15 protein-coding genes are annotated in these 13,454 nt (G+C 71.3%); 8 read left to right on the forward strand and 7 right to left on the reverse strand.

All coding sequences use genetic code 11. From position 1 onward, the window contains the following. Together VLI41_RS04940 and VLI41_RS04945 are read right to left on the reverse strand one after the other, a co-directional pair. Window positions 1-804, reverse strand: an 804-nt coding sequence (locus VLI41_RS04940) for a TraB/GumN family protein (protein WP_325266947.1), incomplete at its 3' end; no start/stop codon positions are given. Window positions 805-833: 29 nt separating this feature from the next. Continuing rightward, window positions 834-1,853: a 2'-deoxycytidine 5'-triphosphate deaminase gene (locus VLI41_RS04945; RefSeq protein ID WP_325266948.1), complete on the reverse strand. Its 1,020-nt coding sequence runs from the start codon at window positions 1,851-1,853 to the stop codon at window positions 834-836. Between the two features lie 141 nt (window positions 1,854-1,994). Between VLI41_RS04945 and metZ the strand changes: the two genes are divergently transcribed. Both metZ and VLI41_RS04955 read left to right on the forward strand, forming a co-directional pair. After that, window positions 1,995-3,176, forward strand: a complete 1,182-nt coding sequence (metZ, locus tag VLI41_RS04950; protein ID WP_325266949.1) for an O-succinylhomoserine sulfhydrylase — start codon at window positions 1,995-1,997, stop codon at window positions 3,174-3,176. A 22-nt stretch (window positions 3,177-3,198) separates the two neighbouring features. Beyond that, a complete protein-coding gene (locus VLI41_RS04955) occupies window positions 3,199-3,684 on the forward strand; it encodes a surface-adhesin E family protein (RefSeq protein WP_325266950.1) in 486 nt (161 codons plus the stop codon). Window positions 3,685-3,852: 168 nt separating this feature from the next. Here VLI41_RS04955 and VLI41_RS04960 read toward each other — a convergent pair whose 3' ends face one another. Then, entirely contained in the window at window positions 3,853-4,758 is a 906-nt protein-coding gene (locus VLI41_RS04960) for an Hsp33 family molecular chaperone (RefSeq protein ID WP_325266951.1), read from the reverse strand. Between the two features lie 143 nt (window positions 4,759-4,901). Here VLI41_RS04960 and VLI41_RS04965 point away from each other — a divergent pair, with 143 nt between their 5' ends. Then, a complete protein-coding gene (locus tag VLI41_RS04965) occupies window positions 4,902-5,471 on the forward strand; it encodes a DUF6580 family putative transport protein (protein WP_325266952.1) in 570 nt (189 codons plus the stop codon). Between the two features lie 151 nt (window positions 5,472-5,622). Here VLI41_RS04965 and argF read toward each other — a convergent pair whose 3' ends face one another. The 3 genes from argF to VLI41_RS04980 form a co-directional block, all read right to left on the reverse strand. Then, a complete protein-coding gene (gene argF / locus VLI41_RS04970; protein ID WP_325266953.1) occupies window positions 5,623-6,558 on the reverse strand; it encodes an ornithine carbamoyltransferase in 936 nt (311 codons plus the stop codon). 110 nt (window positions 6,559-6,668) lie between these two features. Further along, window positions 6,669-7,850 carry an aspartate aminotransferase family protein gene (locus VLI41_RS04975; protein WP_325266960.1) on the reverse strand — a complete coding sequence of 394 codons (1,182 nt, stop codon included), beginning with the start codon at window positions 7,848-7,850 and terminating at the stop codon, window positions 6,669-6,671. Window positions 7,851-8,123: 273 nt separating this feature from the next. After that, entirely contained in the window at window positions 8,124-8,945 is an 822-nt protein-coding gene (locus VLI41_RS04980; protein WP_325266961.1) for an ABC transporter permease, read from the reverse strand. A 216-nt stretch (window positions 8,946-9,161) separates the two neighbouring features. Between VLI41_RS04980 and VLI41_RS04985 the strand changes: the two genes are divergently transcribed. From VLI41_RS04985 to VLI41_RS04995, 3 genes are all read left to right on the forward strand, one after another. Continuing rightward, window positions 9,162-9,659, forward strand: a complete 498-nt coding sequence (locus tag VLI41_RS04985) for a GcrA family cell cycle regulator (protein ID WP_325266954.1) — start codon at window positions 9,162-9,164, stop codon at window positions 9,657-9,659. A 139-nt stretch (window positions 9,660-9,798) separates the two neighbouring features. After that, the gene (xseA, locus tag VLI41_RS04990; RefSeq protein WP_325266955.1) at window positions 9,799-11,256 is read left to right on the forward strand and encodes an exodeoxyribonuclease VII large subunit; all 1,458 of its coding nucleotides are present in this window, start codon (window positions 9,799-9,801) and stop codon (window positions 11,254-11,256) included. 27 nt (window positions 11,257-11,283) lie between these two features. Next, window positions 11,284-11,502 (forward strand): DUF2093 domain-containing protein, encoded by a 219-nt coding sequence (locus VLI41_RS04995; protein ID WP_325266956.1) that lies wholly within the window; start codon window positions 11,284-11,286, stop codon window positions 11,500-11,502. Here VLI41_RS04995 and VLI41_RS05000 read toward each other — a convergent pair. Continuing rightward, window positions 11,499-12,407 carry a lysophospholipid acyltransferase family protein gene (locus VLI41_RS05000; protein ID WP_325266957.1) on the reverse strand — a complete coding sequence of 303 codons (909 nt, stop codon included), beginning with the start codon at window positions 12,405-12,407 and terminating at the stop codon, window positions 11,499-11,501. The two genes, VLI41_RS04995 and VLI41_RS05000, sit on opposite strands and share 4 nt — an antisense overlap. Window positions 12,408-12,525: 118 nt before the next feature. On the opposite strand from VLI41_RS05000, the gene VLI41_RS05005 reads away from it, so the two are divergent. Both VLI41_RS05005 and VLI41_RS05010 read left to right on the forward strand, forming a co-directional pair. Further along, window positions 12,526-12,903: a helix-turn-helix transcriptional regulator gene (locus tag VLI41_RS05005; protein WP_325266958.1), complete on the forward strand. Its 378-nt coding sequence runs from the start codon at window positions 12,526-12,528 to the stop codon at window positions 12,901-12,903. 41 nt (window positions 12,904-12,944) lie between these two features. Next, on the forward strand, window positions 12,945-13,454 hold a 510-nt coding region (locus tag VLI41_RS05010; protein WP_325266959.1), incomplete at its 3' end, for an inositol monophosphatase family protein.

Consider the following 13,454-nt stretch of genomic DNA (forward strand, 5'->3'; position numbering starts at 1 on the left):
CAGGGCGCCCACATTGACCAGTTCGACCCTGTCGCCGGTGGCCAGCTCGTTCTCGATCCGGGCGGCCCACAGCTCGTTGCGGCGCTTGAGCAGGGCGTCATAGAGCGCCGGGTTGTGGGTCCTCATCTCGCCGACCAGCGCCGGGCCCAGGCGCGCGAGGTCGCCGTCCAGCCAGGCCTGCCCCAGCGGCTCCTGGCGCGCCAGGCTATGGCGGTGCGGCTGCGCGCGGTCCTTGAGCACGTCGGAGAGGTAGCGGACCTCGGCGGGCTCCGGCAGATCGGCGAACAGCCGCGCCTGGTCCTCCAGGCTCTCGAAGAACTTCACATGCTTGTCGCCGGCGCGGGCCTCGCGGGTGACGGCGATGTCGGCGCCGGCCTCCACCTTGCCGCCCTGCGCCATCACCGGCTGCATGGAGAGCACCAGCGCCGCCGCCCAGGGCCGCAGATGATCGAGGCGCGCGAGGTTGGCGGTGCGGCTCAGCGCGGCGACGTCGGCGGCCGGCAGCTTCTGGCTCAGCGTGCGCTGCGGATCGACGCCGTAGCGGGCGACCAGGTTCTGCACGGTGAGCGGGTCGGCGCCGGCCACGTCGGTCTCGAACCACAGCGTCTGGGCCTTGGCGTAGGCCGTCTCGTAGAGCGGCGTGCGCCAGCGGTCGCCGGGGGTCAGCGCGTGCAGGGTGCCGAACAGGTAGATCTCCGAGTGCGGCGACTTCACCAGCCACATCGCAGGCGCCGCGCTGGCCGCCTGGACGGCGCCGAGACTGCCGGCCAGGATCGCGGCGGCCCATAGCAACGCTTTGAACAAGCTTGGCATTTCGGCCACCACTGGGGCCGTCAGTCGCCCCACGCTCGAAAGTGCTTCGATAGCTTCAGGCCCTGGCGCTGGTAATGCGACCCGAGGTCGCCATAGAGCCGCGTCGGCCGGTCGGTGAGCGGCTCGTAGACCAGGCGGGCCACCGTCTGGCCGTCCTCCAGGATGAACGGCGTCTCGTGACTGCGCACCTCCAGCACCCCGCGCGAGCCCTTGCCGTGCGCCTCGTCGGTGCCGAAGCCCGGATCGAAGAAGCCGGCGTAGTGCACCCGGAACTCGCCCACCGACGGATCGATCGGGGTCATCTCGGCGGCCTCCTCGACCGGGATCTCCACCGCCTGCTTGGAGGCCAGGATGTAGAACTCGCCGGGATCGAGCAGCAGCTGGCCGTCGCGCGGGACCAGGGGCTCCCAGTAGTGCCGCGGATCGTGGCCGTCCTCCCTGTCGAGGTCGACGACCGGCGCGTGGCGGCGGGCGCGGAAGCCGGCGATGCCGTCGGAGAGGTCGACGCCGACGCTCTCGACGCGCAGCCGCTGCGGCGCGCCGCGCTTCAGGCGCAGCTGGTTGAGCCGGGTGCCGCGGCGCACCAGCACCGAAAAGGTCTGCGGCGCGATCTCGATGTAGGTCGGGCCGTGATAGCCCTCGACCACGTCGTCGAAGGCCCCGCCGTCGGAGAGCAGGCGCACGAAGACGTCGACCCGGCCGGTGGAGCTCTTCGGATTGGCCCGCGCCGAGACGCCCGGGGGAAGCGCCAGCCGCTCCTGCAGTTCGGCGATGTAGACGCAGCCCCGCTCGAGCACCGCGCCCTTGATGAGGTCGAGCTCGTGCATCGCCACCTCGGCGATGCGACCGGCGACCTTGCGCCCCTCGCCGGGCAGGAAGGAGGCGCGCACGCGCCAGACCCGCGCGCCGAGCCTGAGGTCCAGGCTGGCCGGCTGCACCTGGTCGGGCTCGAAGGCGGTCTCCGCGGCGATCGCGCCTTCGGCGATCAGCGCATCGATGGACTGGCAGGGCAGGATGCCCGGGCGCTCGAGCTCGCTCATGGGCGGCGCAGCCTTAGCCGAGAACCCGAGTCTTGCAAGGGTCCGACGTCCTTCTCCCCTTGCGGGAGAAGGATCACGCTCCCCTTGACCTTCTCCCCCCGCTGCGGTTCCTGCCGGCACGCTTTCGAAGGGAGGCCCGCCATGGCCGAGGATCCGCGCGACTGGGAGATCGAGACCCGGGCGGTGCGCGGCGGCATGGCCCGCTCGCCCTACGGCGAGATCTCCGAGGCCCTGTTCCTGACCCAGGGCTTCGCCTATCCCTCCGCCGAGGCCGCCGACCGCCGGTTCGGCGGCGAGCCGGGCTTCATCTACCAGCGCTTCGGCAACCCCACGACGGCGATCTTCGAGGACCGGCTGGCGCTGATGGAAGGCGCCGAGCTGTGCCGCGCCACCGCCTCGGGAATGGCCGCGGTGCAGGTCTCGCTGCTCGGCCTATTGAAGGCCGGCGACCACGTGGCGGCGGGCCGGGCGCTGTTCGGCTCCTCGCGCTGGATCCTGTCGAACCTGCTGCCGCGGTTCGGCGTCGAGACCACCTACGTCGACGCCCCCGACGTCGACGCCTGGCGCGCCGCGATGCGGCCGAACACCAAGGTCGTGCTGGTGGAGAGCCCGGCCAATCCGCTGCTGGAGGTCTGCCCGATCGGCGCGGTCGCCGAGATCGCCCATGCCGCCGGCGCCAAGCTGATCGTCGACAACGTCTTCGCCACCCCGATCTTCCAGAAGCCGCTGGCGCTGGGCGCCGACGTGGTCGTCTATTCGGCGACCAAGCACATCGACGGCCAGGGCCGGGTCCTCGGCGGCGCGATCCTGGGGCCCGAGAAGCTGATGACCGAGGCCTACAAGGACATCCTGCGCCACACCGGCCCGGCGATGTCGCCGTTCAACGCCTGGCTGCTGCTGAAGGGCCTGGAGACGCTGGAGCTGCGGGTGCTGCGCCAGACCCAGACCGCAGCCAGGATCGCCGACCTGATCGCGGCCCATCCGAAGGCCCAGCGCGTCATCTATCCCGGCCGCAAGGATCATCCGCAGGCGGCGATCATCGCCAACCAGATGACCGGCGGCGGCAACCTGATCGCCTTCGACCTCGGCGAGCGCGCCGCAGCCTGGCGGTTCCTCGACGCGCTGCAGATCGTCGACATCTCCAACAACCTGGGCGACGCCAAGTCGATCGCCACGCACCCGTCCACCACCACCCACCGCTCCATGCCCGAGGCGCAGCGGCTGGAGATCGGGCTGACCGAGGGCTGGGTGCGGATGAGCGTCGGCCTGGAGGGCGCGAACGACCTCTCCCGCGACGTGAGCCGGGCGCTGGACGCGGCCTAGGATGCCGGCAAGCTCGCCTGCGATGCTGAGCCTGCTCGCCGCCCTTGCGCTGGCCGCCCCGGCGCCCGGCCCCAGCCTGCGGCCGCCGCCGCACGCGGCGGTCGACATCCCGGCGCCGGCCAGCCTCGAGCGCGACACAGTGGTCGCCTGGATGCAGGCCTATGTGCAGGGCGAGCACTGGACCCTGCTGGCCTACGACCGCGAGGGGGTGAAGCTCACCGCGCCCGGCGGCGTGCGCCGGACGCCGGACGGCCTGGCGGAGGCGGACGTGCGGACCGAGCTGTTCCGGCCGATCCGGGTCAGCGCCGGGGTGGCGCGCTCGGGCCTGGCGCGCTGGGCGGTGGACTGCATGGCGGGCCGTCTGGCGGTCACCCGCATGACCATCTTCGCCGGCAACAACCTGGAGGGCGAGCTCGCCAGCCGGGTCAGCGACCAGCGGACCTGGCAGGACCCCGTCGGCGCCGAGGCCGAGGCGATCCAGGCGGTCTGCAAGGCGGTGGGGAAGTAAGGCTCCTCCGCAGGGCAGGGCGATCGCACAGCTTCAATACACAGCGACCCAGGCGGGCCGCGCACCGGAGCTGGGTCCCGGCTCTTCAGCCCGCGAGGCGGGCTTGCGGCCGGGATGACGGACCCAAATGGGCGCCCGTGCGCCCTGGCCCTCCCCTCAGGGGAGGCGCTAAGCCGCCTCTTCGAGGCTCGCGGGCTCGACGGCGTAGACGCGGCTGCAGTACTCGCAGGTGACGCGGATCTTGCCGTCGGCCTCGACCATGTCGATGCGGTCCTCCGGCGGGAAGGACTTCAGCACGTTCTCGATGCGGTGCTGACTGCAGCGGCAGAAGGCCCTGAGCGGCCGCGAGCCGAACACGCGCACGCCATCCTCGTGGAACAGCCGCCACAGCAGGGTGTTGGAGGCCAGCCGCGGATCGATCAGCTCGTCCTCGCCGAGCGTCTCGAACAGCGCCTGGGTGCGGTTCCAGGCCTCCTCGGTCGAACCGCGCGCGTCGTCCTCGGCGATGTGCTGGATCAAGACGCCGCCGGCCCGCCAGCGGGCGCCCTCGCCCTCGTCGGCCTGACCGACCGCCAGGCGCACGCGGGTGGGCGTCTGCTCGGATTGGGCGAAGTACTGCTCGGCGCACAGCGCGAGCGTCTCGCCCTCGATCGGGGTGACGCCCTGGTAGCGGTCCATGTCGGGGCCCTGGTCGACGGTCATCACGAAGACGCCCTCGCCCAGCAGCGAGCGCGCGCCCGGCCGCTGGAAGCCCTGCGAGGCCTCGGCCACGGCCTCGGCGTCGAAGCGGCAGTAGCCGCGCAGGCCGCCGGAGGTGTCGTAGTCGGCGACCACGAAGCGCACCGGCCCGGAGCCCTGGGCCTGCAGGATCAGCCGGCCGTCGAACTTCAGGTTCGAGCCGACCAGCGCCGCCAGCGCACAGGCCTCGCCCAACAGGTTGGCGACGCTCTCCGGATAGTCGTGGCCGGTCAGGATCTCGTCGATCGCCGGGCCCAGGCGCGCCAGGCGGCCGCGGACCGGCTCGCCCTCGATCTGGAAGGCGCCGATCAGGTCGTCGGGAGGGGTGGAGCTCATCCGGCCGCATATAGGAAGGGGTTGGCGGGATTCGAGGCTCGCCTGTGTCGCACGCCGCGCGGAAGGCGCCGCAAGGCCGCAGGCTCCCATTTGGCCGAGGCGGCGGCGCGCGCTATAGCAGCGGGACATCCAAGGGGAGCCCGATGTCGAGACTGAACGCCTTCGGCTGGAGCCGCATCGCGGCGCTGGGCGCGATCGCGGCGCTGGCGATCTATCGGCTGACGCCGCACCTGCCGAACTTCACGCCGGTCGGCGCGATGTTCGTGCTGGGCGGTCTCTATCTCGGCCGCCGCGTGGCCTGGATGGCGGTCCCCTTCGCGGGGCTCTTCGTTTCGGACGTCCTGCTGAACCTGGCCTATGACGGGCATCCGATCCACGCCGGCCGGGTGTTTGATTACGCGGCCTTCGCGGTGGTGGCGGTCGGCGCGCGCATGGCGGCGGAACGCCCCCTGCCCTGGAAGCTCGGCGCGGTGATCGTCGCGCCAGTGGTCTTCTTCCTGATCAGCAACTTCGGCGTCTGGCTGTCCGGGGGGGCGCTCCTGAACGCACCGCCCTATCCGAAGACGCTGCAGGGCCTCGCCGACTGCTACGCGGCCGCCCTGCCGTTCTTCCGCGGCGCCGCCTTCGGCGACTGGATCTTCGGCGCAATCGGCGTCGGCGTGCTGGAGCTGCTGCGGCGGCGCGAGGCGCAAGCGCGAGCGGTCGCGGCTTGATCTCAGATATCATCCCGGAAGCCGCCCGCGGCCATCCGGGACCCACAAGCACCGGATCGCGCGGAATGGCCCTCGGCGAGGCCGCGCCCTTGTTGCCCTTGCCGTGATCGTCGGTCCCGGTCTTCGCGTTCCGCGAAACCGGGATGACCGATCACACCTTCCCGAAGCACCAGGCCAGGATCGACTTCTGGGCGTGGATGCGGTTTTCCGCCTCGTCCCAGACCACGCTCTGCGGCCCGTCGATGACCTCGTCGGTCACCTCCTCGCCGCGGTGGGCGGGCAGGCAGTGGAGGAAGATCGCGCCCGGCGCGGCGAGCTCCATCAGCGCCTCGTCCACCTGATAGGGCTCCAGCGCCTCCAGCCGCTCGTCGTGGTCGGTGTCGCCCATGGAGACCCAGGTGTCGGTGATCACCACGTCCGCGCCCGCCACCGCCTCGCGCGGATCGCGGGTGGTCGCCACGGCGCCCTGCTGCTCGGCGGCGCGGGCGAGGTCGACGAGGTCCGGGTGGTAGACGGCGGGGCTGGCGATGTTCAGCCGGTAGCCCAGCTTGGGCGCGGCGTGGATGAAGCTCGCGCACATGTTGTTGCCGTCGCCCACCCAGGCCAGGGTCTTGCCCGCCACCGATCCGCGATGCTCCTCGATGGTGAGCAGGTCGGCCATGAGCTGGCAGGGATGGCCCCTGTCGGAGAGCCCGTTGATCACCGGCACGGCGGCGTTCATCGCCAGCCGCTCGAGGTCCTCGTGGACGTTGGCGCGGACCATGACGGCGTCGACCATGCGCGAGAGCACGCGCGCGGTGTCCTCGATGGGCTCGCCGCGGCCGAGCTGCATGTCCGAGGCGTTGGAGATGATCACGCTGCCGCCCAGCTGGCGCATGGCGGCGTCGAACGAGAAGCGCGTGCGGGTCGAGGGCTTCTCGAAGATCATCGCCAGCGTCCGATGCTCGGCCGGCCGGTCGGCGTCGGGCCGGCCCTGCGGCCATCCGCGGCGCGCGGCCTTGCGCGTCTTGGCGTCCTCGAGGATCGCTCGCAGGTCTGCGCCCTCGAGCTTCCAGAGGTCGACGAAGTGTCTCGGAGATTGGGTCAAATCTGATCCCCCCAACCCGCTCGCCCCGGCGGAGGCCGGGGCCCAGGTTCAGCCTGAGAGCAGGGAGTGTTGCATCTGGGTCCCGGCCTCCGCCCGGATGAGCGGAATATCTATGCCGCCGCCTTGGCCTTCGATCTCGCCGCCTCGCAGGCGCGCTCGAAGCGCGCGATGGCTTCGCTCGCCTCCTCGATGCTCATCACCAGCGGCGGGAGCAGGCGCACGCAGTTGTCGCCGCCGCCGGCGATCAGCAGGTGCTGGTCGCGCGCGTGCTGCATGAACTCGCGGTTCGGCGTCGCGAGCTTGACCCCGATCAGCAGGCCCTTGCCGCGGACGTCGACAACGACGTCCGGGTAGCGGTCCCTGAGGCCCGAGAGCTGCTGGGTGAAATAGCCCGCGACCTCGCGCACATGGGCCAGGAGCTCGGGCTTCACCAGCTCCTCCACCGAGGCGATCCCGACCGCCATGGCGAGCGGATTGCCGCCGTAGGTCGAGCCGTGCGAGCCGGGCGTCATGCCCCTGGCCGCCTCGGCGGTGGCGAGGCAGGCCCCCACCGGGAAGCCGCCGCCCAGCGCCTTGGCGACGGCCATGATGTCGGGATCGGCCGCGCCGTCGAGCCACTCGTAGGCGAACAGTCTGCCGGTGCGCCCCAGGCCGCACTGGATCTCGTCGTAGATCAGGAGCGTGCCGGTCTCATCGCAGAGCTCGCGGATCGCCCGCAGCGTCGCGTCCGGCCAGGCGCGCGCGCCGCCCTCGCCCTGCACCGGCTCCAGGATGATCGCCGCGGTGGTCTCGCCCACCGCCTCGCGCAGCGCGTCGAGGTCGTCGAACGGCAACTGCAGGAAGCCCGGCATGCGCGGGCCGAAGCCCTCCAGGTAGCCGGGATTGCCCGAGGCGTTGACCGCCGCCAGCGTCCGGCCGTGGAACGAGCCCTCGAAGCCGATGATGTCGATGCGCTCGGGGTTTCCCTTCGCCCAATGGTGCTTGCGCGCGGTCTTGATGGCGCACTCGATGGCCTCGGCGCCGGAGTTGGTGAAGAACACCACGTCGGCGAAGGTGGCGTCCGTCAGCATCTTCGCCAGCCGTTCCTGGCCCGGGATCGTGAAGATGTTGGAGACGTGCCAGAGATTCTCGGCCTGGTCCGTCAGCGCCTGGACGAGCTTCGGGTGGGCGTGGCCGAGCGCGTTGACCGCGATGCCGGCCAGGCAGTCCAGGTAGGCCTCGCCCTCGGCGGTGTAGAGGCGCACGCCCTCGCCTCGCTCGAACGCCAGCGGGGCGCGCTGATAGACGCCCATGATGTGGTCGCTGGGAACGGCGGGGGTGGCGGTCTCGGTCACCGAGGGAGCCCTCCAAAACGGCAGCGTCCCCGCGCGCTGAGCAACGGGGACCGGAAGGCATCGGCTTTTCCGCTCGGAGAGCGGGGTTGTCAATCTCGTTGCTCCCCCTCAGGAGGAGCTGTCCCGAAGGGACTGAGGGGGGGTCCGCCCGGAAGGCGCACCCGCGCGAGTCAGCGGAGGAAACCGCCTCCGGCGCTCCGCGCCACCTCCCCCTGCGGGGAGGAACTGGAGCTAGGTTTTGATCTTGTAACCTGTCTCGAACATGCGGAAGCAGACGAAGCCGGTGAAGGCGATCAGGCCCAGCGTCATCGCCACGCCGGCGGCGAGCGAGCCCTCGTGGCGGCCGATGAAGCCGTAGCGGAAGCCGTCGATCAGATAGAACACCGGGTTGAATTTGGAGAAGCTGCGGAACGGCTCGGGCAGGCGCTCGATCAGGTAGAAGGTGCCGGAGAGGAAGGTCATCGGCATGATCACGAAGTTGGTCACCGCGGCCATGTGGTCGAACTTCTCCGCCCAGAGCCCGGCCATGATGCCGACGAAGCCCATGATCAGCGCCGCGCCGAGGCCGAAGAAGGCGACCGCCCAGGGCGCCTCCATCGGCAGGCGCGCGAAGGGGATGACGGCGACCGCCGCCACCGCGCCCACGAAGATGCCGCGCGTCGCGGCGCCCAGGCCGAAGCCGATCAGGTGCTCCAGCGGGGTGAGCGGCGGGGTCATGAAGTCGCCCATCAGGCCGTTGAACTTGGCCTGCAGCAGCGACGAGGAGGAGTTGGCGAAGGCGTTGGACAGTATCTGCATCATGATCAGGCCCGGCGCCACGAAGGCCCCGTAGGCGACGCCGTTGACCGCGCGTCCGCCGCCCACCGCGACCACGAACACCAGCATGTAGAGCAGCGCCGTGACCACCGGGGCGGCGAGCGTCTGCATGCCCACCTTCCAGAACCGCCGCACCTCGCGCAGGTAGAGGGTCTTCAGGCCCTCCCAGTTGACCCCCTCGTAGCTCCTGGGCTGCGGCGGCAGAACCGCTTCCTGGGCGAGCGCCATGTCCTTCATGGGCCCCATGTGCGCCCCCCGCGCGCGGGCCGCAAGAGTGCGGCGGGCTGACGCAAGATATGGTTCCTGTGGACGAATGCCGTGGCGCCTATTGTGTCCGTTAAGGAGTTGTTTACCACTGATAGTGGTTGGTGGGCGCTGAGAGTGCTGGGCGCCACAAGATGTTGAGTCCCGGAGGCCGTGGGGGCGAGCCGGGACCCGTCGGGGGAGGCGAGCATGGGCTGGACGGACGAGCGGGTCGAGCTTCTGAAAAGGCTCTGGCAGGAGGGCCTCTCGGCCAGCCAGATCGCCAAGCAGCTGGGCGGCGTCACCCGCAACGCGGTGATCGGCAAGGTGCACCGGCTGGGGCTCTCGGGCCGGGCGACGCCTTCCAAGCCCGCCCGCACCGTCTTCAAGGCGCCGCGGCCGCCGCGTCCGGTCTCGGCGCCCTCCGCGCCGCGCCGCCTGATGGAGCCCGGCGCGCATGCGACCCACCCGACGCCGGTCCGCTACGTGGACGAGCCGCCGGGCACCGCCACGGTCCTGACGCTGGGCGCCCACATGTGCAAGTGGCCGATCGGCGATCCGGCCCTGGAGAGCTTCACCTTCTGCGGGCGGCGCACCGACGACGGTCCCTACTGCCACGAGCACGCCCAGGTCGCCTATCAGCCCGCGCAGGCCCGCAAGAAGACCTCCGCCGCCGAGCTCGCCCGCTCGCTTCGCCGCTACCTCTAGGCGGGACGACGCGGCCTACACGATCCGTTGGGGATGGGGGCGCGTCCGCGAGCATCGGCTCCGGGCGCGCCCTTTTCTCGTATCGTCCCGCGAACGCGTCCCATTGGGAATCGCAGGCGCGCAGGCTTACCTTCCGGTCATGACCGAGGTCGCGCCCGAGTCGATCGCCGAGGACGGCAACGCCCGCCCCTACTCCGTCTCGGAGCTGGCGTTCGCGCTCAAGCGGACGCTGGAGGACGCCTATGGCTTCGTGCGGCTCAGGGGCGAGATCTCCAAGGTCACGCATCATTCCAACGGCCACGTCTACCTGACGCTGAAGGACGAGCGGGCGGCGATCGACGGGGTGGTCTGGAAGAGCCAGGTGCGCGCGCTCTCCATCCGGCCCGAACAGGGTCTGGAGGTGGTGGTGACCGGCAAGATCACCGCCTACCCCGCCGGATCGCGCTACCAGATCGTCATCGAGACCATGGAAGCGGCAGGGGTCGGCGCGCTCCTGGCCCAGCTCGAACGCCTGAAGGCGAAGCTCGCGGCCGAGGGCCTGTTCGAGGTCTCCCGCAAGCGGCCGCTGCCTTCGATGCCCGCCGTGGTCGGGGTGATCACCTCGCCGACCGGGGCGGTGATCCGCGACATCCTGCACCGCATCCGCGATCGATGGCCGTGCCGCGTGGTGGTCTGGCCCGTGGTGGTGCAGGGCGACCAGGCCGCCGCCCAGGTCGCAGCCGCCATCCAGGGGTTCTGCGCGCTGGACGGCGGCGGGGTGGCGCCGCGGCCCGACGTGCTGATCGTGGCCCGCGGCGGCGGATCGGTGGAGGACCTGTGGCCGTTCAACGACGAGGCGCTCGCCCGCGCCGTCGCCGGCTGCGCGATCCCGCTGATCAGCGCCGTGGGCCACGAGACCGACACCACCCTGATCGACTTCGTCTCCGACCGGCGCGCGCCGACGCCCACCGCCGCGGCCGAGATGGCGACGCCCGTGCTGGCCGAGCTGAAGGCCGCGGTCGGCGATCTCGGAAGCCGCATGCACCGCTGCGGCGGCCGCGTCGTGGAGGACCGCCGCGCCAGGGTCGCCCATGCCGAACGGGCGCTGGCGCGCGTGCCCGACCTGGTGCGGCTGGCCGAGCAGAGGCTCGACATCGCCTCCGGCCGGCTCGGCGCGGCGCTGGCGCGCAACGCCGCGCTGCACGAGCGGGCGCTGGTCAGGGTCGCCTCGCGATTTTCGCCCCTGCTGCTGCAGCGGCCCCAGGCCGTGCAGCGCCAGCGGCTGGATAGCCTGACGGCGCGGCTGAGGCCGGCGGCCGAGCGGCGCCTGGAGCGGGCCGCCGAGCGGCTCCTAGGGCTCTCCAAGCTGTACGCCGCCGCCGATCCCGACCGGCCGCTCGCGCGCGGCTTCGCCCGGGTGGCGCGCGTCGACGGCGCCCTGGTGCGGGCCGGCGCCGAGCTGGCCGCCGGCGAGACCGTGGCCATGACCTTCGCCGACAAGGTCACCCGCACGGCGGTGGTGGACGGCCTGGCCGCCGATCCGGTGGCGAAAACCGCGCCCAAGCCCGCGAAATCCAAGCCGAAGCCCGCAACATCGGCGCAGGGCGATCTGTTCTGACGGCGGATTGGGGATTAGATAACCGCCATGAACGCCCACGACCGCGACTTCTCGGGCCAGGACCTGGCGGTGCTGCACTACGGCGACGGCGAATTCGCGGTGCTGAAGCCGGGACGCTACGTGATCTGCGCGGTCAGCGGGGCGAAGATCCCGATCGAACAGCTCCGCTACTGGAGCGCGCCCCTGCAGGAGGCCTACGCCGGCCCCGCCGAGGCGCTCAAGCGCTGGCAGGAGACGCAGCGCTAGCTGCGATACACCTCGTTCGGCCAGCGTCTGTGGACCCAGAACCATTCCGCCGGGCGTTCGCGGATGCGCGCTTCCATGAAGGCGTTGATGCGCTTCACGCCGGTCTCGATGTCGGCCTCGCGCTCGCCGGTGTCCGCGAGCTCTATGGGATCGTGGACGATCACCCGGAAGCGGGCCTTGTGGGTGCGTTGCACCGACATCGGCTGCAGCGGGATGCCGAAGCGGAGCGCATAGGTCGTGGGGCCCTGGGCCGTGTGCGCCAGGCGACCGAAAAGCGGCGCGGCGACCCCGCCGTTGTACTTCTGGTCGTTCATCAGCGCGATCGACTCTCCCCGCCCGAGGGCCCGCAACAGCTCGCGCGCGCTGGCCAGCCCCTTGGGCGCGAACAGCCGCACGCCGTAGCGGTATCGGGCCTGGCGGATGCGCCTCTCAAAGTACGGGTTGTTGGTCGCCCGGTAGGTCATTTGGCAGGGCACGCCAGCATGCACGATGGCCCAGGCCATCGCCTCGAAATTGGAAAAGTGGCCCGAGATGAACACCACCGGCCTGCCGCCGGCGGCGATCGCCGCGAGCCGTTGCTCGCCCGCCACCTCCACGCGGCCGGGTTCGGCCGTGATGCGGTCGAGGAGCGGATACTCCACGATGATGCGGCCGATCTCCTGCCACTGCGCCCTGAGCAGGCTTGCGATCTCGGCGTCGGCGGCCTCGGGGAAGGCGATCCTCAGGTTGGTCTCCGCGACCCGGTGCAGGCTGGTCAGCGGACCGATCAGGGGGCCCAGCCAGGCGCCGAAGTCCGACACCCGGTCCACGGGGAACAGGCGCAGGAGGGCGGTCAGGCCGTCGTAGGCCGCCGCCTGCAGCCGCCAGGCGAGGTCTTGCAGGAACGGGGGGCGGGTCTGCGCCATGCGGCCTAGTAGAAGGCCCGGGCGGCTTTCGGCAACGCGGCTTTGGCGCGCGACTTGAAGCGGAGCGGCCCAGGCGTCCCGCAACGGGACGATCCGGGGCGTTTCGGGAAGCCGCAGTATGGCTGACGACATCGACATGCATCTGGGGCGGCGCCTCAGGCGCCGGCGCCGCCTGCTGGGCCTGACCCAGCAGGAGCTGGCGCGGGCCTGCGGGGTGCGCTTCCAGCAGATCCAGAAGTACGAATGCGCCGCCAACCGCATGTCGGCGGCGCGCCTGTGGCAGCTCTCCGAGGCGCTGGAAGTGCCCGTCGCCTACTTCTTCGAGGGGCTGAGCGAGATCCGCGCTCAGAGCCGGATGCGCGAAGACGGCGGTGAGGTCTTCTCGCGCAAGGAAACCCGCGACCTGGTCCGGGCCTACTACCAGCTCGGCGAGCGCCCGCGCCGCCGGCTGCTCGATCTGGCCAAGTCCCTGAACGGCGGCGAGGCGGAAGGCTGAGCCCGGTCGCCTTCGTGGACCGGCCGCGCTAAACCGCGGCCATGCCGGGCCTTGCGCACGACCGCCTCGAGGCGCTGGACGCCTTTCTCGTGGAGCTGAACGGCGCCGCGGGGCGCGCCATCCTGCCCCTGTTCCGTGGCGATCACGGCGTCGCGCACAAGCCGGGCCGCTGGGACTTCGACCCGGTGACCGAGGTCGACAAGGGCGCCGAGCGGGCGATCCGGCAGCTGGTCTCCGAGCGTTATCCCGACCACGGCTTCATCGGCGAGGAGTACGGCGAGGACCGGCCCGACGCGGAGTTCGTCTGGGTGCTGGATCCGGTCGACGGCACCCGCGCCTTCATCGCCGGCCTGCCGCTCTGGTGCACGCTGATCGGCCTGCGGCACGAAGGCCGCCCCGTGCTGGGCTCGATCGGCCAGCCCTATCTGGGCGAAATCTACATCGGCCACGGCGAGGGCGCCCGGCTGATGAGCCGCGGTGAAAGCCGGCCGCTCAAGGTGCGGCCCTGCCCCCAGCTCACCGAGGCGATCATCGCCACCACCGATCCGGAG

The sequence above is a fragment of the Phenylobacterium sp. genome (assembly GCF_035475775.1).
Lineage (GTDB): Bacteria > Pseudomonadota > Alphaproteobacteria > Caulobacterales > Caulobacteraceae > Phenylobacterium.

Excerpts from the sequence above, each read along its gene's own strand:
- VLI41_RS04945 (WP_325266948.1), bottom strand. The coding sequence starts at position 1,853 with ATGAGCGAGCTCGAGCGCCCGGGCATCCTGCCCTGCCAGTCCATCGAT.
- metZ (WP_325266949.1), top strand. The coding sequence starts at position 1,995 with ATGGCCGAGGATCCGCGCGACTGGGAGATCGAGACCCGGGCGGTGCGC.
- VLI41_RS04955 (WP_325266950.1), top strand. The coding sequence starts at position 3,199 with ATGCTGAGCCTGCTCGCCGCCCTTGCGCTGGCCGCCCCGGCGCCCGGC.
- VLI41_RS04960 (WP_325266951.1), bottom strand. The coding sequence starts at position 4,758 with ATGAGCTCCACCCCTCCCGACGACCTGATCGGCGCCTTCCAGATCGAG.
- VLI41_RS04965 (WP_325266952.1), top strand. The coding sequence starts at position 4,902 with ATGTCGAGACTGAACGCCTTCGGCTGGAGCCGCATCGCGGCGCTGGGC.
- VLI41_RS04975 (WP_325266960.1), bottom strand. The coding sequence starts at position 7,850 with ATGGGCGTCTATCAGCGCGCCCCGCTGGCGTTCGAGCGAGGCGAGGGC.
- VLI41_RS04980 (WP_325266961.1), bottom strand. The coding sequence starts at position 8,945 with ATGAAGGACATGGCGCTCGCCCAGGAAGCGGTTCTGCCGCCGCAGCCC.
- VLI41_RS04985 (WP_325266954.1), top strand. The coding sequence starts at position 9,162 with ATGGGCTGGACGGACGAGCGGGTCGAGCTTCTGAAAAGGCTCTGGCAG.
- xseA (WP_325266955.1), top strand. The coding sequence starts at position 9,799 with ATGACCGAGGTCGCGCCCGAGTCGATCGCCGAGGACGGCAACGCCCGC.
- VLI41_RS04995 (WP_325266956.1), top strand. The coding sequence starts at position 11,284 with ATGAACGCCCACGACCGCGACTTCTCGGGCCAGGACCTGGCGGTGCTG.
- VLI41_RS05000 (WP_325266957.1), bottom strand. The coding sequence starts at position 12,407 with ATGGCGCAGACCCGCCCCCCGTTCCTGCAAGACCTCGCCTGGCGGCTG.
- VLI41_RS05005 (WP_325266958.1), top strand. The coding sequence starts at position 12,526 with ATGGCTGACGACATCGACATGCATCTGGGGCGGCGCCTCAGGCGCCGG.